The 22,658-nt window shown below is 64.8% G+C and carries 23 protein-coding genes and 1 pseudogene; all 24 read left to right on the top strand.

Going from position 1 to position 22,658, the window contains the following annotated elements; translation table 11 throughout:
- The first annotated feature begins 7 nt into the window (after positions 1-7).
- On the top strand, positions 8-1,984 hold the full coding sequence (locus MRBLPB4O_RS12785) for a cytochrome D1 domain-containing protein (protein WP_341798725.1): 1,977 nt from the start codon (positions 8-10) through the stop codon (positions 1,982-1,984).
- Positions 1,981-2,634, top strand: a complete 654-nt coding sequence (locus MRBLPB4O_RS12790) for an SCO family protein (RefSeq protein ID WP_341798726.1) — start codon at positions 1,981-1,983, stop codon at positions 2,632-2,634. The genes MRBLPB4O_RS12785 and MRBLPB4O_RS12790 overlap by 4 nt, the downstream gene beginning before the upstream one ends.
- Positions 2,631-3,296: an SCO family protein gene (locus tag MRBLPB4O_RS12795; protein ID WP_016499451.1), complete on the top strand. Its 666-nt coding sequence runs from the start codon at positions 2,631-2,633 to the stop codon at positions 3,294-3,296. Before MRBLPB4O_RS12790 ends, MRBLPB4O_RS12795 begins: the two co-directional genes overlap by 4 nt.
- Positions 3,297-3,505: 209 nt before the next feature.
- Positions 3,506-4,990, top strand: coding sequence for an ABC transporter substrate-binding protein (locus MRBLPB4O_RS12800; RefSeq protein WP_341798727.1), 1,485 nt, complete (start codon positions 3,506-3,508; stop codon positions 4,988-4,990).
- A gap of 12 nt (positions 4,991-5,002) precedes the next feature.
- Positions 5,003-5,644, top strand: a complete 642-nt coding sequence (locus MRBLPB4O_RS12805) for a SurA N-terminal domain-containing protein (protein WP_049273631.1) — start codon at positions 5,003-5,005, stop codon at positions 5,642-5,644.
- A gap of 249 nt (positions 5,645-5,893) precedes the next feature.
- Positions 5,894-6,427, top strand: a complete 534-nt coding sequence (locus MRBLPB4O_RS12810; protein WP_049273640.1) for a response regulator — start codon at positions 5,894-5,896, stop codon at positions 6,425-6,427.
- Between the two features lie 61 nt (positions 6,428-6,488).
- Positions 6,489-8,162, top strand: a complete 1,674-nt coding sequence (locus tag MRBLPB4O_RS12815; protein WP_341798728.1) for a GspE/PulE family protein — start codon at positions 6,489-6,491, stop codon at positions 8,160-8,162.
- Complete coding sequence (locus MRBLPB4O_RS12820; RefSeq protein ID WP_341798729.1) at positions 8,146-8,925, top strand: hypothetical protein; 780 nt, start codon at positions 8,146-8,148, stop codon at positions 8,923-8,925. Before MRBLPB4O_RS12815 ends, MRBLPB4O_RS12820 begins: the two co-directional genes overlap by 17 nt.
- A gap of 1 nt (position 8,926) precedes the next feature.
- A complete protein-coding gene (locus MRBLPB4O_RS12825) occupies positions 8,927-9,469 on the top strand; it encodes a pilus assembly protein (RefSeq protein WP_341798730.1) in 543 nt (180 codons plus the stop codon).
- Positions 9,456-10,019, top strand: a complete 564-nt coding sequence (pilO, locus tag MRBLPB4O_RS12830) for a type 4a pilus biogenesis protein PilO (protein WP_258651673.1) — start codon at positions 9,456-9,458, stop codon at positions 10,017-10,019. Before MRBLPB4O_RS12825 ends, pilO begins: the two co-directional genes overlap by 14 nt.
- Positions 10,019-10,543, top strand: a complete 525-nt coding sequence (locus MRBLPB4O_RS12835; RefSeq protein WP_341798731.1) for a hypothetical protein — start codon at positions 10,019-10,021, stop codon at positions 10,541-10,543. Before pilO ends, MRBLPB4O_RS12835 begins: the two co-directional genes overlap by 1 nt.
- On the top strand, positions 10,540-12,405 hold the full coding sequence (locus MRBLPB4O_RS12840) for a secretin N-terminal domain-containing protein (RefSeq protein WP_156858793.1): 1,866 nt from the start codon (positions 10,540-10,542) through the stop codon (positions 12,403-12,405). The genes MRBLPB4O_RS12835 and MRBLPB4O_RS12840 overlap by 4 nt, the downstream gene beginning before the upstream one ends.
- A complete protein-coding gene (locus MRBLPB4O_RS12845) occupies positions 12,402-12,881 on the top strand; it encodes a type II secretion system protein (protein ID WP_341798732.1) in 480 nt (159 codons plus the stop codon). The genes MRBLPB4O_RS12840 and MRBLPB4O_RS12845 overlap by 4 nt, the downstream gene beginning before the upstream one ends.
- A 5-nt stretch (positions 12,882-12,886) precedes the next feature.
- A complete protein-coding gene (locus MRBLPB4O_RS12850; RefSeq protein ID WP_012272103.1) occupies positions 12,887-13,261 on the top strand; it encodes a type II secretion system protein in 375 nt (124 codons plus the stop codon).
- Complete coding sequence (locus tag MRBLPB4O_RS12855; RefSeq protein WP_341798733.1) at positions 13,236-13,763, top strand: type II secretion system protein; 528 nt, start codon at positions 13,236-13,238, stop codon at positions 13,761-13,763. The genes MRBLPB4O_RS12850 and MRBLPB4O_RS12855 overlap by 26 nt, the downstream gene beginning before the upstream one ends.
- Positions 13,760-14,155, top strand: a complete 396-nt coding sequence (gene csgE, locus MRBLPB4O_RS12860) for a curli production assembly/transport protein CsgE (protein ID WP_016499463.1) — start codon at positions 13,760-13,762, stop codon at positions 14,153-14,155. Before MRBLPB4O_RS12855 ends, csgE begins: the two co-directional genes overlap by 4 nt.
- Positions 14,152-14,565, top strand: a complete 414-nt coding sequence (locus MRBLPB4O_RS12865; protein ID WP_016487339.1) for a curli assembly protein CsgF — start codon at positions 14,152-14,154, stop codon at positions 14,563-14,565. Before csgE ends, MRBLPB4O_RS12865 begins: the two co-directional genes overlap by 4 nt.
- A 34-nt stretch (positions 14,566-14,599) precedes the next feature.
- Positions 14,600-15,451, top strand: a complete 852-nt coding sequence (locus MRBLPB4O_RS12870) for a CsgG/HfaB family protein (RefSeq protein ID WP_016499464.1) — start codon at positions 14,600-14,602, stop codon at positions 15,449-15,451.
- 316 nt (positions 15,452-15,767) lie between these two features.
- Positions 15,768-16,073: pseudogene (locus MRBLPB4O_RS12875) on the top strand (RHS repeat-associated core domain-containing protein); the annotation flags it as partial.
- A 117-nt stretch (positions 16,074-16,190) separates the two neighbouring features.
- Entirely contained in the window at positions 16,191-16,625 is a 435-nt protein-coding gene (locus MRBLPB4O_RS12880) for a hypothetical protein (protein WP_341798946.1), read from the top strand.
- A 426-nt stretch (positions 16,626-17,051) separates the two neighbouring features.
- Positions 17,052-18,962: a sigma-54-dependent Fis family transcriptional regulator gene (locus tag MRBLPB4O_RS12885; protein ID WP_341798734.1), complete on the top strand. Its 1,911-nt coding sequence runs from the start codon at positions 17,052-17,054 to the stop codon at positions 18,960-18,962.
- A gap of 2 nt (positions 18,963-18,964) precedes the next feature.
- Complete coding sequence (locus MRBLPB4O_RS12890) at positions 18,965-20,698, top strand: ABC transporter ATP-binding protein (RefSeq protein ID WP_341798735.1); 1,734 nt, start codon at positions 18,965-18,967, stop codon at positions 20,696-20,698.
- On the top strand, positions 20,688-21,365 hold the full coding sequence (locus tag MRBLPB4O_RS12895; protein ID WP_341798736.1) for a peptidase S8 and S53 subtilisin kexin sedolisin: 678 nt from the start codon (positions 20,688-20,690) through the stop codon (positions 21,363-21,365). The genes MRBLPB4O_RS12890 and MRBLPB4O_RS12895 overlap by 11 nt, the downstream gene beginning before the upstream one ends.
- Positions 21,358-22,650 (top strand): tryptophan 7-halogenase, encoded by a 1,293-nt coding sequence (locus tag MRBLPB4O_RS12900; protein WP_341798737.1) that lies wholly within the window; start codon positions 21,358-21,360, stop codon positions 22,648-22,650. The genes MRBLPB4O_RS12895 and MRBLPB4O_RS12900 overlap by 8 nt, the downstream gene beginning before the upstream one ends.
- The last annotated feature ends 8 nt before the right edge of the window (positions 22,651-22,658 follow it).

A 22,658-nucleotide genomic window follows, 5' to 3' on the forward strand; every position in this document is an offset into this window, starting at 1 on the left:
CGCGAGCATGAACAAAAAGACTCGCCCTGCTTGCTTGGGGGTATTGCTGGGGGTAGCGCTGATCGGCCTGGGCGTGGCGTATGAAAAGCTCTGGTGCGATCCCCGCGAGCTGTTGCAGGAACCTGCCGACCCGCAGGCCCTGCACCGGCTCAGCCGGGACGGCGTGACCGTGGAGTTCGAGGCCCGGCCGCTGGCCGGGGGCGAGTTGAAGGAAGGCGCCTTCGCCAATATCCGCTTCAAGGTCAGCGACCAGACCAGTGGCCAGCCGCTGTCGGGCATGGCCCCGGGGGCGTGGATCGACCCGGCGCAGTCGGCGCCGATAGGCGACCGCAACCAAAGCTGCAAGGCGCGGGTTGCGCTGTTTCTCAAGAGCAGCATCGGCGCCCGGCCGCTGCTCGACCTGAACAGCTACTTCCTGTTGATGCTGAACAACGACGCCAGCCTGACGGTGATCGACCCGACCGTTTCGGTGGGCGGCGTGACCAGCACCATGGCCCGCATCGACCTGCCCGGGCGGCCCATGGACTGGGTGGCCACCAGCGACGACAAGCAGGTGTTCGTGTCGATCCCCGAGCGCGGCAAGGTGGCGGTGATCGATACCGAAACCTTCACCCGCGTGGCCGACCTGGACGCCGGTGACCAGCCGCTGCGCGTGGCCTTGCAACCCGACCAGCACCGGTTGTGGGTGGGCAACAACAGCAGTGACCCGGCCAAGGGTGGGGTGACGGTGATCGACGTGCCAGGGCGTACCACCCTGAAAAGCTTCAACACCGGCACCGGGCACCACGAAATTGCCTTCAGCGCCGACTCGCGGTTTGCCTACGTCAGCAACCGCGACAGCGGCACCCTGAGCGTCATTGATATCCCGCAAATGCGCCTTGCCAAAACCATCAAGGTTGGCCCGCACCCGCTGTCGGTCAGCTACTCGGCGCTGTCCCAGGCCGTTTACGTGGTCGATGGCGAGGAAGGCAGCGTGCGGGTGTTCGATGCCCACAGCCACGAGCTGCGCCATATGGTCAAGGCCGAGCAGGGCCTGGGGCCGATGCGCTTCAGCAGCGATGGGCGCTACGGCGTGGTGCTCAACACCCTTGAGAACCAGGCACTGGTGATCGATGCCAGTACCGACAAGCTGATCCACCACATCCCGGTAGCGGCCGAACCCTACCAGCTGACCTTTACCAAGGGCTATGCCTATGTGCGTGGTCTGGCCTCGCCGAAAGTGACCATGATCAACCTGTCCAGCCTGGGCGAAGGACGCCCGCCGATCGTGCAGGGCTTCGAGGCTGGCCCTGCAGCGCCGCGCCAGGCCGGTGACCTGCCGCTGGCCCAGGGGTTGTCGGTGTCGCGTGATGACAATTCGGTGTTTGTGGTCAACCCGGTGGACAACACCACCTACTTCTACGCCGAGGGCATGAACGCGCCGATGTCCGGCTACAACAACCGTGGCCACCAGGCCCGCGCCGCCATCGTCGTCGACCGCAGCCTGCGCGAGGTGGCGCCCGGGGTGTACGGCTCGACGGTGAAACTGCCCGCTGCCGGCAAGTTCGACGTGGCCTTCCTGCTCAACCAGCCGCAGATCATCCACTGCTTCAGCGCCGATGTCGCCGAAGCGCCCAATGCCGGCAAGCGCAAGGCCGCGCATGCCGAGTTCATCGGCCTGGACCAACCAATGCCGCAGCACAGCGCCATTACCGCACGGGTGCGTATCGTTGGTGACGACGGCCAGCCACGGCTGGGCCTGAACGACCTGAGCCTGCGCTACTTCCTGGCGCCGTCGTCGATGCCGCGCAACCTGCAGTTGCAGGAAGTGGGTGAGGGCGTCTATCAGGCAGCCCTGACACTGCCCGAAGCCGGCGCCTGGTACCTGCATGTGCAGTCGCCATCGCTGGGACGCAAGTTTGCCGAAGAAAACTACACCAGCCTGCGCATCCTGCCGGCCACAGCAACCAACGCTTCCCAGACTGAAATGAGGAGTGTGCGATGAACGCCAAGCATTCTTTCCAACTGCTGGCACTGAGCCTGGCACTGGCCAGCAACCTCGCCCTGGCCCACGCCGGCCACGATCACAAGGGCGCCGAACAGCCACCGGCGGCGCGCCAGGAAAAGACCAGTGTACGTTTTGCCGACGTTTCCCTGCTGAACCAGGACGGCATGCCGGTGCGCCTGGAGAAGGACCTGGTCGGTGACCACCTGGTGGTCATGGGCTTCATCTACACCAGCTGCACCACGGTGTGCCCGGTGGTGTCGTCGATCATGGGCAAGGTCCAGCAACAGCTGGGTGGCCGGGTAGGCGAAGAAATCCACATGGTGTCGATCAGCGTCGACCCGCAGCGTGACGACGCCAAGCGCCTGCAAGACTACGCCAAGGCCTTCCAGAAGGGGCCAGGCTGGAGCTGGCTGACCGGCACCCCGTACGCTGTCACCGAAACCCTCAAGGGCCTGGGCAGCTTCAGCGCCGACCTCAGCCAGCACCCGCCGCTGATCCTGGTGGGTGACGGGCGCAGCGGGCACTGGACCCGCTACTACGGCTTCACCGACCCCACCGTACTGATTGAAGAAATCAACCGTCTCAGCGCCCGCCGGGTGCATGCCAAAAGTACGGCCATTGCCGACCACCATGAGGTGCAACCATGAGCTCTGTTACCTCCCGCCGCGGCGGCATGCGCGCTTTCGACTGGCTGGTGCTGGGCGGCTGCCTGTGGATTCTCGCTTCTGTGGCGTTCGCCCACGAAGGCCACCTGGAGCAGGCCCCCGAGCCACAGCCCGCCCCCCAGGCGATGACCAGTGGCGGCGGCACCCGCGATGCCCAGACCTGGTTCACGGATACCGTGCTGAAAGACCAGAACGGCCGCGAGCTGCGGTTCTACAGCGATGTGCTCAAGGACAAGGTGGTGATGCTGAACGTGATCTTCACCCACTGCACCGACGCCTGCCCGCTGATCACCCGCAAGCTGCGCGAAGTGCGCGAGGCCATGGGCCAGCAACTGGCCAGCCAGGTGACCTTTGTGTCGATCAGCAGCGACCCGCTCAACGATACCCCGCAAGCACTCAAGGCGTTTGCCGCCAAGCAGGGGGTTGATGGGCCGAACTGGCTGTTCCTGACCGGTGACAAGGCCAATGTCGACCTGGTGCTTGGCCGTATTGGCCAGTTCCTGCCCAGCCCCGAGCAGCACTCCACGCAGCTGATTGCCGGCGATGTGGCGGGCAAACGCTGGAGCAAGATCCGCCCGGATGCACCACCGGCGGCCATAGCCCAGCGCATGCAACTGCTGACCCAGCCCTTGGCAGGCCGGTGATTGCCATGGTGCGATCACCGTGGAGTCAACGACTGAGAGGGCAGCCTTTGTGGGAGCGGCCTTGCGTCGCGAAAGGGCTGCGCAGCAGCCCCGGCAATGGCAGCCTCAACCCAGAAAGCGGGGAGCGCTGCGCGCTCCTTTCGCGACGCAAGGCCGCTCCCACAGGTATTCGCACTGGGCTTTCGATCTGCTTGGCATGCTTGCTGGGCATGGCACCTTTTGCCTCAGCCCTGGACCTGACCGAACACGAACAAGCCGGCAAACGCCTCTACCGCGAGGGCGTCTCCAGCAGCGATGCACAATTGCAGGCCCGGGTCGGTGCCAGCGACATCAGTGTGCCCGCCAGCGTGCTGCCCTGCGCCAGCTGCCACGGCAACGACGGCCGTGGCCGGGCCGAAGGCGGCGTGCGCCCACCCAACCTGGACTGGCAACGCCTGGCACAAGGCCAGGGCGCACGCGAAGCCAATGGCCGCAGCTACCCGGCGTATACCGAGCGCAGCCTTGCCCGGGCCATCCAGCATGGCGTAGACCCGGCGGGCAATCGGCTGGACCCGGCCATGCCACGCTTCGAACTGACCATGGCCGACCAGCGCAACCTTACGGCCTACCTGAAACGCCTGGCCGAGGAACGCGACCCCGGTATAGAGGAGGGCGTACTGCGCCTGGGCACCTTGCTGCCGGCGTCCGGCCCGCTGGCCGAAGCCGGGCAGGTGGTACGTGCGGTACTGGAAGACGGGGTAGCGCAACTCAACCAGCAAGGCGGCATTCATGGGCGGCACCTGGAGCTGGTTGTGCTGGACCCTGGGTTCGACCCGGCCAGCGCCGAGCGGGCCTTGCAGCAGTTGCTGGAGCAGGAGCGTGTGTTCGCGCTGATTTCGCCTTTGGCACCGATGCTCGACCCGCGCCTGACAACCTTGCTGGCACCACAGAATGTACCCCTGATTGGCAGTACCCCGCGCAGCGGCGGCAGCGCGCAGATCTTCGACCCGCTGCCCGGCTTACCTGCGCAATTGCTGAGCCTGGCGGGCCACGCCCGTGCAGGTTTGGGCCTGGCACCGGGCGACTTGCGCGTGGTGTACGCCGGCAGCGACCAGGCAGAGGCGGCCAAGCAGGTACGTGAGCGCCTGTTGCAGGAAGGCTGGGCGCCGCCCGCCATCGAGGCCTTCGAGGGCCAGGCCGTGGACGGGCAGGGCATCGTCTTCCTTGGCCGCGCCCAGGCATTTGTCGAGCTGGCGACGGCGTTGCAGGCCGCAGGCCGCCAGCCCTACCTGTTCGCTGCGTCCGGCCAGGTGGCCGGCGCCGTGGCGCGTTTGCCCGAGCAATGGTCGCAACGGGTGTTTCTGGCCTACCCCTATGTCCCCGAAGACTGGACCGAGCAGGGCATGGCCACCCTCGCCGGGCTGCAGCAGCGCCAGGGCCTGGACCCACGCCAGGCGTCGTTGCAGGTCAATACCTTGTGCGCCCTGCGCCTGCTGAGCGAAGCGCTGAAACAGATTGGCCGTGATGCCAGCCGTGAACAACTGATCGGCGCACTGGAAGGCTTGCACGATGTGTCTACCGGCCTGACCCCGGCGCTGGGCTTTGGCCCCGGTCGCCGTCAGGGCATGGCCGGTGCCCATGTAGTGGCGGTGGCCCTGCCCGGGCCGCGTTTCACCGCAGTTACCCCTTACCGGCCGGTGCCGGACAGCCTTTGAGTGGAGGTTGCCATGCGTATTGTGTTGCTGTGCCTGTTGCTGGTAATGGCCAAGGCGAGCTGGGCCGATGTACCTGCTGCACGGGTCAATGGCGTGGAGATTGGGTTGACGCGCCTGGAGCGCTATTTCAGCGAATACCTGGCCGCCCAGGGCCGCGCGGTGACCAGCATCCGCAACCCGGGGCTTTATAAGCGCCTGCGCGATCAGGCGCTGGATGAGCTGATCGACAAGGAGCTGCTGTGGCAGGAGGCGCGGCGACAAGGCATCGCCATCAGCGACGCGCAGGTGTCGGCGCATGTCGGCGAGGTAGAAGCTGCGTTCGGCAGCCCGGCAATTTTCGAACGGCGTCTGGCAGAGGCGGGCTTTGACAGGGCGCAGTACACTGAGTACACCCGGCAAGATATGGCGGCCCAGCAGGTGTATGCCCAGCTCAGCGCAGTCGACGCGCCGAGCCCGGCCGAAGTGCAAGCATTCTATGATGCCAACCGAGAAACACTGCAAGGAGCGCAGAACCAAAGTGTTAACCCTTCGGTCATACACGAACAGGGCCTGGTCTTGGCCAGGGCCGCGCTCATCGGTGAGCGCGAGGCGCAAGCGCGCAAGTCCGTGCGCCAACGTTTGCGCAATTCCGCTAAAGTGGAGATCGCTGACTGAAGCCCCTGGTGGCGTTCCCCCCAATGCTGGGGAATTAGGGTTTGGCAATGTGCCATCAGTTTCCCCGGTTGTGGGGAAGCGGGCGGGTGTGCCTGCCCGCCGTGTGTTGGGTGCTGGCTGGCACCTTTTGCAAATCAATGGCTTACAGCGGTGCAACATGACTATTCACGCCTGGCACGAAGCCTGCTCAAGCCTGTACAAGGGCGCACTTCGCAGACCGGGAAACCGGGCAGTTCTTGGGAGTCGACCTTGGTGAACAGAGTATTGGTAGTCGATGACGAACAGACCCTTGCGCAGAACCTGCAAGCGTACTTGCAGGCGCAAGGCCTGGAAGTTCATGTTGCCCACGACGGTGCTAGTGGTATCGAACAGGCTGAGCGCCTGGCGCCACAAGTGATCGTGCTGGATTACCGCTTGCCCGACATGGAAGGTTTTCAGGTTCTGGAGGCTGTACGCAAGAACAGGCAGTGCCACTTCATGCTGATCACCGCCCACCCCACCGTCGAGGTGCGTGAGCGGGCCGCGGAGCTGGGTGTGAGCCATGTCCTGTTCAAGCCGTTCCCATTGGTGGAACTGGCCCGTGCAATCTTCGACCTGATGGGCATCGAGCGCCGGCGCAGGGCCACGGACAACCCGGCTGAAGGGTTCGTCGAACGACGCCAGAACAGGAACGAATCGTTCCCCCTGCAGTTGTACGATGGAAGCTGGGTGTTGGCTGACCGCCGCCGTAATGGCGCCAAGCCACCAGGGCCCGACGACGATCAACTGCTCACAGGGGAATAGCGGCGCCCGCACCCCTGGCTGAGCCAGCCTGCGACGCGCCCCCTGAGCGGAGTCGCAGGCCATGCCAGCAGCATTCGATGCACCAGTCTCAGCCTACCCCCGCGACCTGCTGGCCCAGGCCCGTCTGCAAGCCAGCGACGAGCGCCTGCTCAACTGCCTCGAACGCCTTGCTTGCGACAACCCCGACACCTTCACCCGTCGCCTTGGCCTGACCCTGCATTACCAGGTGCTGGACAGCCACACCCTGCTGGCGAGCAGCCCACGCTTTGACAAGGTCAGCCTAGCTGCGTGCCTGAAGCGCGAATTCGTGCTGATCGAGCAGGGCGGCCAGCTGTTGGGCGTGTTCGCCGACCCCTTCGACCCCGCTCGCCTGGCCTGGATCGATGATGTACTGCAAGGCGCGCCGCTGTACCTGGCCCACGCCGCCGAACTGGCCACCTTCCTTGCCCGCCACGAAGAAAGCTTCCACGCCGTCGATGCCCTTGACCATGACGCCGAGGCCAGCAGCGAAGGCGACCCGCTGCAACGCCTTTCGCTGGCCAGCATCAGCGAAGACCAGAGCCGCGTGGTCAAGCTGGTCAACTCCACCCTGTACGACGCCCTCAAGCTGCACGCCAGCGACATCCACCTGGGCATGACCGGCCAGGGCCTGACCATCAAGTACCGCATCGACGGTGTGCTCAACGGCGCCGGCAAGGCCAGTGGCAGTGCCTTCGCCGACCAGGTGATCTCGCGCATCAAGGTCATGGCCGAACTGGACATTGGCGAAAAACGCGTGCCCCAGGACGGCCGCTTCAAGGTTGCCGTGGGCGACCGGCAAATCGATTTCCGGGTATCGATCATGCCCAGCATCTTTGGCGAAGACGCCGTGCTGCGGGTGCTCGACAAGCAGGACTTGTCCGACCGGGTCAGCGGCGTGCAACTGCAGGCCCTGGGTTTTGCCGACGAAACCCTGCGCGCGCTGCGCCGGCTGGCTGCCGAACCCTACGGCATGATCCTGGTCACCGGCCCCACCGGCAGCGGCAAGACCACCACCCTGTACGCCATGATCAGCGAGATCAACCACGGCGTGGACAAGATCATCACCATCGAAGACCCGGTCGAGTACCAACTGCCCGGCGTGTTGCAGATCCCGGTCAACGAGAAGAAAGGCCTGACCTTCGCCCGCGGCCTGCGCTCCATCTTGCGCCACGACCCGGACAAGATCCTGGTGGGTGAGATCCGCGACCCGGACACCGCGCAAATTGCCGTGCAGTCGGCGCTCACCGGCCACCTGGTGTTCACCACCATCCACGCCAACAACGTATTCGACGTGATCGGCCGCTTCAGCCAGATGCAGGTCGACCCCTACAGCTTTGTTTCCGCGCTGAACGCGGTGCTGGCCCAGCGCCTGATCCGCCTGGCCTGCACCCATTGCTCCAGCCCCTGCGAAGTGGATGACGACACCCTGTATGGCTCGGGCCTGACCCGTGAGGGCGTGGCCGGCTGGAAGTTCGTCCGCGTGCAGGGCTGCGGCCAGTGCCGGGGCAGCGGCTTTCGCGGCCGCAGCGCCATCGCCGAACTGCTGCACCTGGACGACGACCTGCGGCAGATGATCGTCGAGCGCCGCCCCCTCTCGCAAATCAAGACCCTCGCCTGCCAGCGCGGCCTGCGCCTGCTGCGGGCTTCGGCCCTGGACCTGGTCCGCGATGGCCGTACCACACTTGAGGAGATCAACCGTGTCACATTCATCTGATCGTTTCTGTGCCGTGGTCGGCGCCGAGGGTGTCGGCTTGGGTTGCTGGCACAAACACCAACACCAGTGGCTGGGCAGCCGCGAGTTCAGTTGCGACGCCGCCCAGCCTGCCTGGGACGCCGCGGTCGACGCGCTGGCCGGGCTGTTGGCCGAGCATGCTGTACGTGGCGCCCGGTTGCGGGTGCTGTTGTCGGCCCGCTACAGCCGCTTCTGCCTGGTGCCCTGGAGTGATGCCATCGGCCACCCGCGCGAGCTGGACGCCTATGCCCGGGCCTGCTTCGAAAACCTCTACGGGCAGCCGTTGGACGACTGGCGTATCGTGCTGTCGCCTGAGCCTGCCGGTGCCGCCCGCATCGCCACGGCGCTGCCCGAAGCCCTGCTGCAACGGTTGCAGGGGCTGGGCCGGGAAACCCGCCTGAGCCTGCGCTCGGTGCAGCCGTACCTGATGGCTGCCTATAACCGCTGCTCGCCGCAGCTGGAGCAGGGCGACTTCCTGTTCGTGCTGGCCGAGCCGCGCCGCAGCGTGCTGCTGCTGGCCGCTGGCGGCGCCTGGCAGCAAGTGCTGACGCAAGGCTGCGCCGACAGCGACCAGGCCCTGCAAGCGTTGATCGAGCGCACCTGCGAGCTGTATGGCGAGCACCTGCCACGGGTGTACCTGCATGCCCCGGGCCGGGGCGACGTGCCGCAACTGGCGGCGGTGCAGCTGTGCCAGCCGGCCAGCGAAGCCGACCCGCTGTGCGCCATGTGGCGGGCGGTGGCTTGACATGCGCCGCCTTGAACTGGAATTCCAACCCCGGCGCAGCGGCCCACTGGCCTGGTCGCTGCTGGCCCTGGGCTGCGCCATGGTCGCCGGCCTGGTGCTGCTGCAACAGCATTTGCAGACCGAGCAGGTAGACCTTGAGGCCAGCGTGCACAGCCTGGAGCTGCAACTGGGCCGCCGCCCGGCCACCGTGGCCCCGCAAAGTACTGCTGCCAGCCGTGAGCAGGCCGAGCGACTGGCCCAGATGCGCAGCGTGTCGCAACAACTGCAACGCCCCTGGCAGCAGCTGTTCGCCATGCTCGAAGCCATGCCGCAGGACGATGTGGCGCTGCTCGGCCTGACCCCGGACGCGCGCAAAGGCCAGGTCCGTATCGCCGCGGAGGCACGCAACCTGGAAGCGATGCTGCAGTACCACCAGCGCCTGGAAGCCAGCGATGAGCTCAGCGATGTATCGCTGCTCAACCATGAGGTGTTGGCCGCGCAGCCCGAGCACCCGGTGCGCTTCACTCTCACCGCCACCTGGGAGACTGGCCATGCGCGCCCTTGAATCGCTGAACAGCCTCATCCTCCAGGAACGCCTGCGCCGCGTCGGCCCGGTTGGCCTGGCCGCCGTCGCCGTGGGCGTGCTGGCGCTGGGCGTGGTGTGCGCCGGGGTGCTGCCGCAGTGGCAGAGCGTGCGTGAACTGCGCGCCACCGAAGCGGACGCCAGCGTTCAGGTCGGGCGGGTCAAGCGTGGCGAGGTGAAGATCGCCGTCAAGCCCGAGCAGCAGGCCCTCGACAGCCTGCGCCAGCAACTGCCGGGGCAGCCCCAGGCCAGCGAGCTGATCGAGCGCCTCTACCACCTGGCCAGTGCCGAGCACATCAGCCTGGCGCGCGGTGAGTACGCCTTGGGCGTCGATCCCAAGACCCAGCTGGCTCGCTACCAGATCGTGCTGCCGGTGCGCGGCAGCTACCCGCAGATTCGCGCCTTTATCAAAGGCCTGCTCAAGCAGCTGCCGACCTTGGTGCTGGAAGACCTCGAGCTGCAACGCAAACGCATCGGCGACAGCGAGCTGAATGCCCGCCTGCGCATGACCCTTTACCTGTCGAGGTCATGATGAACACACAACGTGCAGTCATCTGGGCCAGCTTCCTCGGCGTGAGCGCAGTCCTCGCCTGGGCACCAGGGCACTGGTTTGACCAGGAAGATAGCGTTGCGGCCTTCGCGGGCTCGCCCGCTCCCACAGGTTCTGCGGCACTCACAAATCCGATGGGAGCGGGCGAGTCGGGGCGCCGAACCGCCGCGAAAGGGCCGGAACAGGCCTCCCGTGATCTGTTCCCAACCCAGCAATGGACCAAACCCCAAGCCCTGGCCACCGTCACCGAACAACCCGTGGCTGTCGCGCCCATCGTGGCCACAGCGCCGACCGCCCCGGAGCTGCCGTTCCAGTTCATCGGCCGCATGGGCAACGACAACGACCTGCAGATCTTCCTGCAGAGCGGCGAAAAACTCTACGTCGTGCGCCAGGGCGACGTCATCGAAGACACGTATCGCCTCGATCGGGTATCGGCCAGCGAGCTGAGCCTGGTCTACCTGCCTTTGCACCAGTCGCAGACCTTGTCTGTCGGGAGCGCACCATGAAGTCGTCAAAGCTGTGCAAGCCTGCTCCGTTCCTGCTGTTGGCGTTGTGCGTGGCCATTGCCGGCTGCGGCTCCAGCGCGGTACGCAAGGACAGCGACCAGCTGATGAAGGAGGGCCAGTACGAAGCCGGTATCGCCCGGCTGGAAGAAGCCCTGCGCGACGACCCGCGTGATACCGAGCTGAACATCGCCCTGGCCCACAGCCGTCAGGCCGCAGTCGAGGCGCTGATCACCCAGGCCGATGCCGACCGCATCCGCCATGACTTTGCCAACGCCCGCATGGGGTATGGCCGGGTGCTGACCCTGGAGCCCAACAACCGCCGCGCCCAGGAAGGTACGCGCCAGCTGGAGCTGATCCGTACCCTCGACGAGCGCGTGGCCCTGGGCCAGGCAGCGTTGCGCCAGGGCGACCTGTTCGGCGCCGAGCGTTACATGCGCGAAGTGCTGCGCCTGGACCCGCAAAACCAGAAGGGCATGGCCCTGCGCAGCGACATCGAGAATGTCCAGGCGCGCACCGCGCAACCCTTCCCGCAGCTGCGCAGCAAGCTGGACCGGCCGGTCACCCTGGAGTTTCGTGATGCCAACCTGAAGACCATTTTCGAAGTGCTGTCCCAGGTCGCCGGTATCAATTTCATCTTCGACAAAGACCTTCGCCCGGACATGAAGGCCACCATCTTCGTGCGTGAAGTGCGCATCGAAGACGCCGTGGCGCTGCTGCTGGAGCAGAACCAGCTGCGCCAGAAGATCGTCAACGACAACACCCTGATGGTGTACCCCGACTCGCCGCAGAAGACCAAGGACTACCAGGAACTGGTCATGCGCACCTTCTACCTGACCAGCATCGACGCCAACACCGCGCTGAACATGGTCAAGACCATGCTCAAGACCCGCGACGTGTTCGTCGACGAGCGCCTCAACACCCTGACCATGCGCGACACCCCCGATGCCGTGCGCATGGCCGAAAAGCTGCTGCAGTCGCAGGACCAGTCCAACCCCGAAGTGGTGCTGGAAGTGGAGGTGATGGAAGTGGCCACCTCGCGCATCCTCGACCTTGGCCTGCAATGGCCCAACACGTTCGGCGTGCTGACTTCCGACGGCAAACCGGTCAGCGTGCTCGACCAGCTGAGGGGCATCGACTCCAGCCGCATCAGCATCGGGCCGGCACCGCAGGCCAAGATCAATGCCTCGGACAAAGACATCAACACCTTGGCCAGCCCGGTGATCCGCGTCAGCAACCGCGAGCAGGCACGTATTCACATCGGCCAGCGAGTGCCGATCATCAGCGCCACTTCGGTGCCGTCCACCCAGGGCCCGGTGATCACTGAAAGCGTCACCTACCTGGACGTGGGTCTCAAGCTTGAAGTGCAACCCACCGTGCACCTGAACAACGAAGTGGCGATCAAGGTGGCCCTGGAAGTCAGTAACGCCACCCCGCTGGAGGCTACCCGCCAGGGCACCATCCCGGTCCAGGTCGACACCCGCAATGCCCAGACCACCCTGCGCCTGCACGATGGCGAAACCCAGGTACTGGCCGGCCTGGTGCGCAACGACCACAACGCCAGCGGCAACAAGATCCCGGGGCTGGGTGACATCCCCGGCCTGGGCCGGCTGTTCGGCAGCAACAAGGACGACATGAGCAAGTCCGAGCTGGTGCTGGCGATTACCCCGCGCATCGTGCGCAACCTGCCGTACCAGAGCCCGTCGGACATGGAGTTCTCCACCGGCACCGAGTCGGCCATGCAGGTACGTCAGATGGCCCCGCTACCGCCAATGGACGTGCCCGGCAACGCGCCGGCTACCGACGCACCGGTCGTGGACAGCCAGATGGCAGTGGCCCCGGCCAACGGGAGCCCACGGCCATGAAAGCCCGGCGCCGCATGCAGGGCTTCAGCCTGATCGAAGTGGTGCTGACCCTGGCACTGCTCGGGCTGCTGGCCAGCATGGCCGCGCCACTGACCGAAACCGTGGTGCGCCGCGGCAAGGAACAGCAACTGCGCGAGGCGCTGTACCAGATTCGAGATGCCATCGACGCCTACAAGCGGGCCTTCGACGCTGGCTACATCGAGAAGCGCCTGGACGCCAGCGGCTATCCGCCGAACCTGCAGGTGCTGGTGGACGGTGTGCGCGATGTGCGCAGCGCCAAGGGTGCCAAGTTCTACTTCCTGCGGCGCATCCCGCATGACCCGCTGCTGGCGGCCAAGGATGAAGACCAAGGCGGCTGGGGCCTGCGCGCCTATGACAGCAGCCCCGACAACCCGCGCGAAGGCGAAGATGTGTTCGACGTGTATTCCAGGGCCCGTGGCAAAGGCCTCAACAGCATCCCCTACGGGCAATGGTGACAGCCATGAAACGCAGCAAAGGCTTCACCCTGATCGAACTGCTGGTGGTCATGGCGATCATCGCCACGCTGATGACCATCGCCATGCCGCGCTACTTCAACAGCCTGGAAAGCTCCCGCGAAGCCACCCTGCGCCAAAGCCTGGCGGTGCTGCGCGAGTCGCTGGACCACTACTACGGCGACACCGGTCACTACCCGGACTCGCTGGAGCAGTTGGTTGAGCAACGTTACCTGCGCAATACCCCGGTCGACCCGATCACCGAGCGCAGCGATGCCTGGCAGCTGGTGCCACCGCCCGAGGGCGTGGCCGGCGGCGTGGCCGATATCAAAAGCGGTGCCACAGGGAGGGCGCGTGATGGCAGCCTCTTCGCTGAGTGGTAAGGCCGAGCGTGGCTTCACCTACCTGGGCGTGCTGCTGCTGATTGCGGTCAGCAGTGTGGCCCTGGCCGCCACTGGCACGATCTGGGCCAGCGCCGCCCAGCGTGATCGCGAGCACCAGTTGCTGTGGGTGGGCAGCCAGTACGCCCAAGCCTTGCGCAGCTACTACCGTGCCTCGCCGGGCCTGGCCCAATACCCGCAGGCGCTGGCCGACCTGCTGCAGGACAACCGCTTCCCTCAGGCCCAGCGGCACATTCGTCGGCTGTACCCCGACCCCATCACCAACAGCGACGAGTGGGGCCTGCTGCGTGCAATCGACGGCCGCATCACCGGCGTGTACAGCCGCTCGGACGCTACTCCGTTCAAGCGCAGTGGCTTCAGCGCCGAATGGAGCGGTTTCGAAGGGCTGGAACACTACAGCGACTGGCAGTTCGTCGCCGAGCAGGCCTTCAGTGAAAGCGCCGGCGGCGTGCAGACCCACAGCGGCCCGGGAGACACGCCATGAATACCTTGGCTGCGCTGTGCCTGGGCCTGCTGCTGGCGTTGGCCACTTCGGCCAAGGCCGGGGACGAAGACGAGATGCAGGGCTTCATCGTCGACAACACCATTTCGCACATCGGCCACGACTTTTACTACTACTTCGCCGACCGCCTGCGCGCCACCAGCCGCCTGGACTTCAACCTGGTGGTACGCGAACGCCCGGATGCCCGCTGGGGCAGCCTGGTCACCGTGGAGTTCGAGCGTGAGGTGATGTACCGCCGCTTCCTGCCACCAAACACCACCGAGCTCAAAGACGAGGCCGTGGCAGCCGCCGACCTGGTCAAGCAGCAAATCATTCAACGCAAGCTGCAACGCCTGCTACAGGACACCACCGACTTGGAGAGGGACGAGCTATGAACCACCGCATTCCACGTTGCATCGCCGCCTGCCTGCTGGCCAGCGCTTGCGCTGCCCAGGCCACCGAGCTGGTGTACACCCCGGTCAACCCGGCCTTTGGCGGCAACCCGTTGAACGGCACCTGGCTGCTGAACAACGCCCAGGCGCAAAACGATTACGACGACCCCGACCTCAAGGACCGTGCCTCGGCCTTTACCGGCACCACGGCCCTGGAGCGCTTCAGCAACCAGCTGGAGTCGCGGATGTTGTCGCAGTTGCTGGACAACATCAGCAACGGCAGCACCGGCAGCATGGCGACCGATGCGTTTCTCATCGACGTCATCGACGATTCCGGGGCCTTGAGCATCAAGGTCACCGATCGTGCCACAGGAGAAATTTCGATCATTGAGGTCAGCGGCCTGAACCCCTGAGAGGGAAGGGCTTTTATGTTGGGGAGAGAACACCATGAAACGTCTGCTGAGCACGCTGCTGATCCTCACCGCCCTGGGCCTGCAAACGGGTTGCAGCCTGCGCGAACCCATGTCGGCCGAACAGGACTCGGAAACCCCGACCCTGACCCCTCGGGCCTCGACCTACTACGACCTGATCAACATGCCACGGCCCAAAGGCCGGCTGATGGCCGTGGTGTACGGCTTCCGCGACCAGACCGGGCAGTACAAGCCCACCCCGGCCAGTTCATTCTCCACCAGCGTCACCCAGGGCGCGGCCAGCATGCTGATGGACGCCTTGAGTGCCAGCGGCTGGTTCGTGGTGCTGGAGCGTGAAGGGCTGCAGAACCTGCTGACCGAGCGCAAGATCATCCGTGCTTCGCAGAAAAAGCCGGATGTAGCCGAGAACATCATGGGCGAACTGCCACCGCTGCAGGCCGCTAACCTGATGCTGGAGGGCGGCATCATCGCCTATGACACCAACGTGCGCAGTGGCGGCGAGGGGGCCCGCTACCTGGGGATAGACATCTCCCGCGAGTACCGGGTGGATCAGGTGACCGTGAACCTGCGTGCGGTGGATGTGCGCACCGGGCAGGTGCTGGCCAATGTGATGACCAGCAAGACTATCTATTCGGTCGGCCGCAGTGCCGGGGTGTTCAAGTTCATCGAGTTCAAGAAGCTGCTGGAAGCCGAGGTGGGCTACACCACCAATGAACCGGCACAGCTGTGCGTGCTGTCGGCGATTGAGTCGGCGGTGGGGCACTTGCTGGCGCAGGGGATTGAACGGCGGCTGTGGCAGGTGGCGGGGGATGCGGGGGAGGGCAAGGCTACGGTGGACAAGTACCTGAGCCAGAATCAGCAGCCGTGATTGGTCTGGAGGGCCTCTAAGCGGGTAAGCCCGCTCCCACAAGCGCTGGCCTCAGGCTTGACGCGGTCCCTCGTAGGAGCGGGTTTACCCGCGAAGAGGCCGGTGCAGGCGACGCAATCATTCATTCGCGGTCTACGCAACCTGCGTACATTGTTGTTTGCCGTTCGTGCGGGCGGAAGGTGGCGACGGGTTAGCATGAATTTACTGGAATGAAAACTGATGCTTCTGCCAGTAGCGCACTTCAAATTTCATATGCGACTGTTACGCTAAAGATGGCTTTCGGTACAGGCTAATGGCGGGCGACAATCTAGATGGTATGAATGCACGTGAATGCCAATCTCGGCAGCCTTTCTCTGGTACACCTCGATTAGCCCCTGAGAGCCAGGAGGTGACGTATTCACCCTATGGCTACTGTGATCGTGAGGTGGGCGTGTCACGCGTATTGGGCTTCAATGGTGAGCGGCAAGAGCAGGTGACTGAAGGTTACTTGCTGGGGAATGGTTATCGGAATTTTTATCCGACTTTAATGCGCTTCAGTTCTCCTGACAATCTAAGTCCGTTCGGAAGAGGTGGGATAAATGCATATTGTTACTGTGCAGGAGATCCAGTGAATCGGCAAGATCCGAGCGGGCATCAAATGTGGCCTATATTTCCAAGGAATTTCAGAAAAGCGAGGTATTTCAGAATTGTTACGGGGTTTTTATACAAGGCCGGCCGGTCAAGGGTAAGGCGGGCGTCGATGCCGGCACTTCTTGACAGGCCTTCGGATGATGAAATTGTAAAAGAGTGGGACATGGTTGGTTTGCACGCGAGTGCGTCTGAAAATCTGAAAAGTCTGCAGGCTAACCTTGATCCAATATTTCAAGGCACTCCTGGTCGTGAGTTTTTGGGTCCGGGCTTCTACGCAGCACCAGAAATTGAAGTGCCCACCAAGATTGCTGGCAGCATTCAACGGTATGACAATAAAGAAACTATGATTTTCTCGGTATACACAAAAAGCATGGCACGTCTTAAGCTGGGTAGAGATTATGATTTTTCTCAGTTCCTTGACATGCCCACTCAACGTAACCAAATGGAGATAGTCTTCCGGACGAAGGCATATTATTTGATAGCCGTCCGACAAGTGAGGTCAGGTCGGATAGTGCTTCCTCGGTCTAAAGAAGCGCCATTTTAAAAATTGCATATCCCTCATTGCTGGGGGCGCTACGCATCCCATTCTTGGTTGCCTCTAAATGCATGCGTCTGCTGGCCAGCGATTTGTGGCGGCTCCAGTGAATCAAGGAGCGATATCCCTGATTGACCTCCAGGGCCTCTTCGCGGGCTCGCCCGCTCCCACAGGTACACCGCAGTCCTCAGGCTTGCTGCGAACCCTGTGGGAGCGGGCAAGCCCGCGAAGCAGGCGACGCGGTGGATCGCACCGGCAACGCCGGTGATCGCCGGCAAGCCAGCTCCCACAGGGATTGCGCCAGCGTCAAGTAACCTGGCCAGCTACACCCCAATCCATCCACTACCAGATGACGGCCAGCCTTTTCTACCGCACACTGCGGAAAATTCCCAAGCCCGTACCCCGCCACATTGCGGGGCACAGCCGGAGTAGAAAATGGCGCGACAACTAATAACAAACGCCCACGACCCGCTGCACGAATCCCGCCAGGCCCGCCTGAAGCTGGCCAGCGAAGGCGAATTACCGCTGGGCATGCTGCGCGACGAGATCGACGCGTCCTGGCGCCGCAGCCTGGGCCATGGCCTGGATTGCCTGCAGGGCGAACAGGTCGGCCTGGGCCTGGAGCAGGGCCATGACCTGCGCATGCTGCTGGAGCGCAACCGCCTGTTGGTCGACGCCGTCACCCCGGAGCTGGACTACCTGGTAGCACGCCAGGGCAAGGCCGGTATTGTCATCCTCGGCGACGCCGAGGCCAACGTGCTGGCCATCGAAGGGCAGAAGCATGTGTTGCAGCGCGAGGGCCTGCGCGACCTGCACCCGGGCAGTTGCTGGAGCGAGTCGCTGCGCGGCACCAATGCCATCGGCACCGCCGTAGTGGAAGGCCGGCCTACGCTGATCAACTGCGGCGAACATTACCTTGACCGCCTCAGCCCGTTTTCCTGCACCTCGGTACCCCTGCGTGACCCGCGTGGCGAAGTGATCGGCGTGCTCGATATCACCCGTGAAGGGGTGATGGCGCAACCGCAGGACAGCCTGTCGACACTGATGCTGGCTGCCGGCAACATCGAGAGCCGCATGTTTGGTTTGTGCCACCCAGAGCAACTGGTGCTGGCGTTCCACAGCCGCCCGCAGTACCTCAACAGTGCCTGGCATGGCCTGTTGGCGTTGAGCCTGGACGGTGAGGTGCTGGCGGCCAACGACAGTGCCTGCCAGCTATTGCAGGTGCCGCGCCATGAGCTGATCGGCCGGCACAGTACGGACCTGCTCGGCGAACGTTCACCCGCGTTTATTGCACGCCTGTGGCAGGGCGGGGTGAGCAGTGTGCAGACGGCTAAAGGCGAGTTCTACTTCCGTGCTTTGCAGTTGCCGCGTCATGGCCGGGTGAATAGCAGTCCGCCAGTCAGCAAACCGACGCTCGGCAAGCAGTCTCCCGCGCTCGATGCATTGGCCGGTGGCGATCCACGTCTGGCGCGCAACCTGCGCATGGCCCGCCAAGGGTTGGGCAATGGCCTGCCAGTGCTGCTGCTGGGCGAGACCGGTACCGGCAAGGAAGTGGTCGCCCGGGCCCTGCACCAAGCCAGCCCGCGGGCTGACAAACCGTTTGTGGCCGTGAATTGCGCCGCCATCCCCGAAGGTTTGATCGAGTCCGAGCTGTTCGGCTACCGCGAGGGCGCCTTCACAGGCTCCCGGCGGGGCGGCATGGTCGGGCGGTTGATGCAGGCTCATGGTGGCACGCTGTTCCTTGACGAAATTGGCGACATGCCGCTGGCTTTGCAGGCGCGCCTGCTGCGGGTACTGCAGGAACGCCGGGTGGCACCGCTGGGTGCCGGTGACGAGCAGGACATCGATGTGGCGCTGATCTGCGCCACCCACCGCGACCTCAAGCGCCTGGTACAGGAGCAGCACTTCCGCGAAGACCTGTACTACCGGGTCAACGGCGTATCACTGCGCTTGCCGGCGCTGCGCGAGCGTGATGACCTGGCGCAGATCATCCAGGGCCTGCTGGACAAGGCCGATGCCCGTGGCGTAACCCTGGACCCGGCACTGGCCACATTGCTCGAAGGCTTCGACTGGCCGGGCAACATCCGCCAGCTGGAAATGGTTGTGCGCACGGCGCTGGCCATGCGCGAGGACGGCGAGCAGGTGCTGACCCTGGACCACCTCACCGATTGCCTGCTGGACGAACTGGCCAGCGGCACGACGCCCTCCGGCAGCCTCAAGGACAACGAACTGGAGTTGATTCGCGGCGCCTTGGCGCGCCACCAGGGCAACGTTTCCGCCGCGGCCGAGGCACTGGGGATCAGCCGGGCGACGCTGTACCGCAAGCTCAAACAGTTGCGCAGCTGACCATGGGCCCCTTGTTCGCAAGGCTGGTGGAGTCCAGCGACCCTGCGCTCATGCGCCAGGCGTTGGCCTGGCTGTATGGTTTCGTACGCCCGCATCGGCGTGCCATCGGCCTGTTGCTCGGCTTGTCACTGGGCGCCTCGCTGCTGGCGCTGGCACAGCCCTGGCTGGTCAAGACACTGATTGACGAGGGGCTGTTGGCCAAGGACTACCAGACCCTCTGGCACATGGCGGCGATCATGATCGGCGCGGGCCTGTTGGGCACGGTGCTGGCCGGGGTCAACCGCTACCTGCATACGCGGTTGTCGGGGCGCATCCTGTTTGCCCTGCGTGATGACCTGTACCGTCACCTGCAGCAGTTGTCGCCGACATTCTATGGGCGGCGGCGCATGGGCGACATTCTTTCGCGGCTGGATGGCGATGTGGCGGAGATCCAGCGGTTTGCCGTGGATTCGTTGTTCTCGGCTGTATCTGCCGTCATTGGCCTGGTGGGCGCGGTGGCGTTGATGCTGATGCTGTCATGGCAGCTGTCGCTGTTGCTGGCGTTGCTTGTGCCGATCGAGGTGCTGTGGCTGCGCTGGATGCGGCGCAAGGTGGAGCGAGAGGTGCGCAGCCTGCGCGAGCGTTCGGCGGATGTGTCTTCGTTCCTGGTCGAGACCTTGCCGGCGATGAAGTTCATTCAGGCAGCCGGCCAGCAAGGCCGCGAGGCAGGGCGGCTGGACCAGCTTGGGCAAGGCTACATGCGTCAGCTGTTAAAGGTGCAGGTGACCGAATTCTTCACCCAGGCCATCCCCGGCACGCTCACCTCCTGGTGCCGCGCTTGCGCGTTCCTGGTCGGCGGTTGGTGGGTTATCCAGGGGACCTGGCAGTTGGGCGCGCTGATCGCCTTTTCCACCTACATGGGCATGGCAGTAGGCCCGGTGCAGAGCCTGCTGGGCCTGTACGTGGCGGTACAACGCATGGCGGTGAGCCTGGGGCGGGTGATGGAGCTCAAGCGCGAGGCCGTGGCCGTGCGCCCGGCAGCCAACCCGCTGCCAATGCCCGACGGGCCGGGCGAATTGCGCCTTGAGGCGCTGAGCTTCGCCCATGAAGGGCGGCAGGGCGCCGTGCTGGACAACGTGCAGGTGTGCGTGCCGGGTGGCCTGAAGGTGGCCATCAGCGGTGCCTCGGGGGTGGGCAAGTCGACCCTCATCGACCTGCTGCAACGTTTCTATGACCCGGACGCCGGGCGCATCCTGCTGGATGGCACCGACCTGCGCGAACTGGACCTGGCCGCGCTGCGCCGTCGCATAGCCGTTGTCAGCCAGGACATCGTGCTATTCCGTGGCACCCTTGCGCAAAACCTTGCCTACGGCGTGCCGGAAGCCAGCCGCGCGGAGCTGGAGCGAGTGGTGCGCCTGGCGCGGCTGGACAGCCTGGTCGACAGCCTGCCGTTGGGTCTGGACAGCCTGTTGGGCGAGCGTGGCCAGCAGTTGTCCGGCGGCCAGAAGCAACGCATTGCCATCGCCCGTGCGGTACTGCAAGCCCCGGCGATTCTGGTGCTGGACGAGGCTACCTCGGCAGTGGATGAAGCCACTGAGCGCGAAGTGATTGCGGCCATCGACCAACTGTTCGCTGGCCGCACGCGCATCCTGATCAGCCATCGGGCTTCGACCCTGGCCGACGCCGACCTGCACTTGCAGCTGCATGACGGCCAGCTGCAGGTGCTGCCGCAGGAGGTGATCAAGCATGGGCACTGACGTGCGCGTTGGCATCCTCGACAGTGGCTGCTCGCCGGAGCAGGCCAACGGTTTGCTGGGTGCCCGCCGTTTCTGGCTGGAAGACGGCCAGTTGCGTGAAGGAGAAATACGGCCGGACCAGCTTGGACATGGCAGTGCGGTGCTTGCCGGCTTGCAACGCGAGGCCGGCCCGGTACCGTTGCTGGTGGCCCAGGTGTTTGGTGGCCAGGCCAGCACCAGCGCCTTGCAGGTGGCGGCCGGACTGTTGTGGCTGGTGGAGGCAGGGGCCACGCTGGTCAACCTCAGCCTGGGGTTGCAGCAGGACCGGCCTGTGCTGCACCAGGCCTGTACCGAAGCGCTGGCGGCTGGCGTGCTGTTGTGTGCATCCAGCCCGGCGCAGGGTGAGCCGGTGTACCCGGCCAGCTACCCCGGGGTGCTCCGGGTTACCGGTGATGCCCGTTGCGCGCCCGGCCAGTGGTCCTGGCTGGGCACCGGGCAGGCGGATTTTGGCGGTTATGTCGGGGCAGGCGGCAGGGCGGGCGCGAGTCTGGGTTGCGCAGCCTTGAGCGGCAGGATCGCGGCGCTGATGCGCGAGGAGCCGGGGATGGACCGCCAGCAGGTTTATGACTGGTTACGCCGCAATGCAGCGTTTACCGGCCCTGAGCGACGAGGTGCCAGCCATGCCTGAACCGCGCATTGTGGTACTGGGCGCCGGCCCTGCAGGTGCTGCCACGGCTATCGGCTTGCGGCGGCTTGGCTACACCGTGACGGTGGTGTCGCAATGGCGCCGTTTCGCGGCAGTGGAAGGGGTTTCGCAGCGGGTACTGGAGGGCTTGCGGCATGCGGGTCTTGGCGGGGCCTTGGGCCACGCGGCCATGCCGGCTACCCGGCAGGTGCACTGGAATGGCCAGCACCTGCACATGAACCAGGAATTTCTGCTGGATAGGCAACGGTTTGACCGGGCGCTGCGCGACGACCTTCAGCGTGCGGGTGTGAGTGTGGTCGAGGGACGGGTGCGCGAGGTCGTGCACGAGGGCGGTCATCGTGTTCGTCTGGACGATGGGCAGGTACTGATCGCTGATTTTCTCGTTGAGGCTCGAGGCCGTCAGGCACCGCTGGCCGCAGACCGCCTGCGCGGGCCGGAAACCGTCAGCCTGCTCAATACCTGGCAAGGTAGCCCCACGGCGCCTGCGTCGGCAGTGGAAAGCCTGGAGGATGGCTGGGCGTGGATGGCGCGGCTGGAGGATGGCCGCTGTTATTGGCAAGTCACGCTGGACGCCGCCGGGTTGCCGGGTAAGTCCGAGCTGGGGGCCTACTGCGCAGACCGCCGATGTCAGAGTGCACTGGTAGCCGAGCTGTTCGATGAGAGGGCGCGGGTGCCAGCACAGGTGCATGCCCGCAGCAGTACGGCGATTGTGGCGGGCGAATGTGTCGGGCAGGACTGGATACGGGTGGGTGATGCCGCGATGGCCGTTGATCCGCTGTCGGGCAACGGTATCTTCCAGTCGCTATCTTCGGCGTTACAGGCACCGGTGGTGATAAATACATTGCTGCGCAGGCCTGAACGGGCCGAGTTGGCGCGGCAGTTCCACCAGCAGCGGATCGAGCAGCTGTTCTTGCGCTTTGCCCGTATCGGGCGGGATTTCTACGGGCAGGAGCAGGGGCGGGCAGGGCAGCCGTTCTGGGCCAGGCGCCAGGGCTGGCCGGATACGCAGCCACTGCATCAGGCGGCTGATTGGCAAGCAGTACGGGTTGAGCGGCGGCCGGTGCTGCGTGATGGGCTGGTGGATGCGGCCGAGGTCGTGGTAACGCCGGATCAGCCGTTGGGGGTGTGGCATTTGCAGGGCGTGGCGTTGGCGCCTGTACTGCGGGAAATACTTAGTGGCCGGCCTGTTGAGGCGGTGTTGTCGGGGCTTGCGGGTGAACAGCAGAGGATGGTGCGGCGGTGGCTGATGGAGCAGGGCTTGGCTTGAGGTTGCCG

Source organism: Pseudomonas sp. LPB4.O (assembly GCF_038383825.1).
GTDB lineage: Bacteria > Pseudomonadota > Gammaproteobacteria > Pseudomonadales > Pseudomonadaceae > Aquipseudomonas > Aquipseudomonas putida.

Bases quoted from the DNA above. Each gene is read 5' to 3' on its own strand.
- MRBLPB4O_RS12785 (WP_341798725.1), top strand. From the start codon at position 8: ATGAACAAAAAGACTCGCCCTGCTTGCTTGGGGGTATTGCTGGGGGTA.
- MRBLPB4O_RS12790 (WP_341798726.1), top strand. From the start codon at position 1,981: ATGAACGCCAAGCATTCTTTCCAACTGCTGGCACTGAGCCTGGCACTG.
- MRBLPB4O_RS12795 (WP_016499451.1), top strand. From the start codon at position 2,631: ATGAGCTCTGTTACCTCCCGCCGCGGCGGCATGCGCGCTTTCGACTGG.
- MRBLPB4O_RS12800 (WP_341798727.1), top strand. From the start codon at position 3,506: ATGGCACCTTTTGCCTCAGCCCTGGACCTGACCGAACACGAACAAGCC.
- MRBLPB4O_RS12805 (WP_049273631.1), top strand. From the start codon at position 5,003: ATGCGTATTGTGTTGCTGTGCCTGTTGCTGGTAATGGCCAAGGCGAGC.
- MRBLPB4O_RS12815 (WP_341798728.1), top strand. From the start codon at position 6,489: ATGCCAGCAGCATTCGATGCACCAGTCTCAGCCTACCCCCGCGACCTG.
- MRBLPB4O_RS12825 (WP_341798730.1), top strand. From the start codon at position 8,927: ATGCGCCGCCTTGAACTGGAATTCCAACCCCGGCGCAGCGGCCCACTG.
- pilO (WP_258651673.1), top strand. From the start codon at position 9,456: ATGCGCGCCCTTGAATCGCTGAACAGCCTCATCCTCCAGGAACGCCTG.
- MRBLPB4O_RS12835 (WP_341798731.1), top strand. From the start codon at position 10,019: ATGAACACACAACGTGCAGTCATCTGGGCCAGCTTCCTCGGCGTGAGC.
- MRBLPB4O_RS12840 (WP_156858793.1), top strand. From the start codon at position 10,540: ATGAAGTCGTCAAAGCTGTGCAAGCCTGCTCCGTTCCTGCTGTTGGCG.
- MRBLPB4O_RS12845 (WP_341798732.1), top strand. From the start codon at position 12,402: ATGAAAGCCCGGCGCCGCATGCAGGGCTTCAGCCTGATCGAAGTGGTG.
- MRBLPB4O_RS12850 (WP_012272103.1), top strand. From the start codon at position 12,887: ATGAAACGCAGCAAAGGCTTCACCCTGATCGAACTGCTGGTGGTCATG.
- MRBLPB4O_RS12855 (WP_341798733.1), top strand. From the start codon at position 13,236: ATGGCAGCCTCTTCGCTGAGTGGTAAGGCCGAGCGTGGCTTCACCTAC.
- csgE (WP_016499463.1), top strand. From the start codon at position 13,760: ATGAATACCTTGGCTGCGCTGTGCCTGGGCCTGCTGCTGGCGTTGGCC.
- MRBLPB4O_RS12865 (WP_016487339.1), top strand. From the start codon at position 14,152: ATGAACCACCGCATTCCACGTTGCATCGCCGCCTGCCTGCTGGCCAGC.
- MRBLPB4O_RS12870 (WP_016499464.1), top strand. From the start codon at position 14,600: ATGAAACGTCTGCTGAGCACGCTGCTGATCCTCACCGCCCTGGGCCTG.
- MRBLPB4O_RS12880 (WP_341798946.1), top strand. From the start codon at position 16,191: ATGCCGGCACTTCTTGACAGGCCTTCGGATGATGAAATTGTAAAAGAG.
- MRBLPB4O_RS12885 (WP_341798734.1), top strand. From the start codon at position 17,052: ATGGCGCGACAACTAATAACAAACGCCCACGACCCGCTGCACGAATCC.
- MRBLPB4O_RS12890 (WP_341798735.1), top strand. From the start codon at position 18,965: ATGGGCCCCTTGTTCGCAAGGCTGGTGGAGTCCAGCGACCCTGCGCTC.
- MRBLPB4O_RS12895 (WP_341798736.1), top strand. From the start codon at position 20,688: ATGGGCACTGACGTGCGCGTTGGCATCCTCGACAGTGGCTGCTCGCCG.
- MRBLPB4O_RS12900 (WP_341798737.1), top strand. From the start codon at position 21,358: ATGCCTGAACCGCGCATTGTGGTACTGGGCGCCGGCCCTGCAGGTGCT.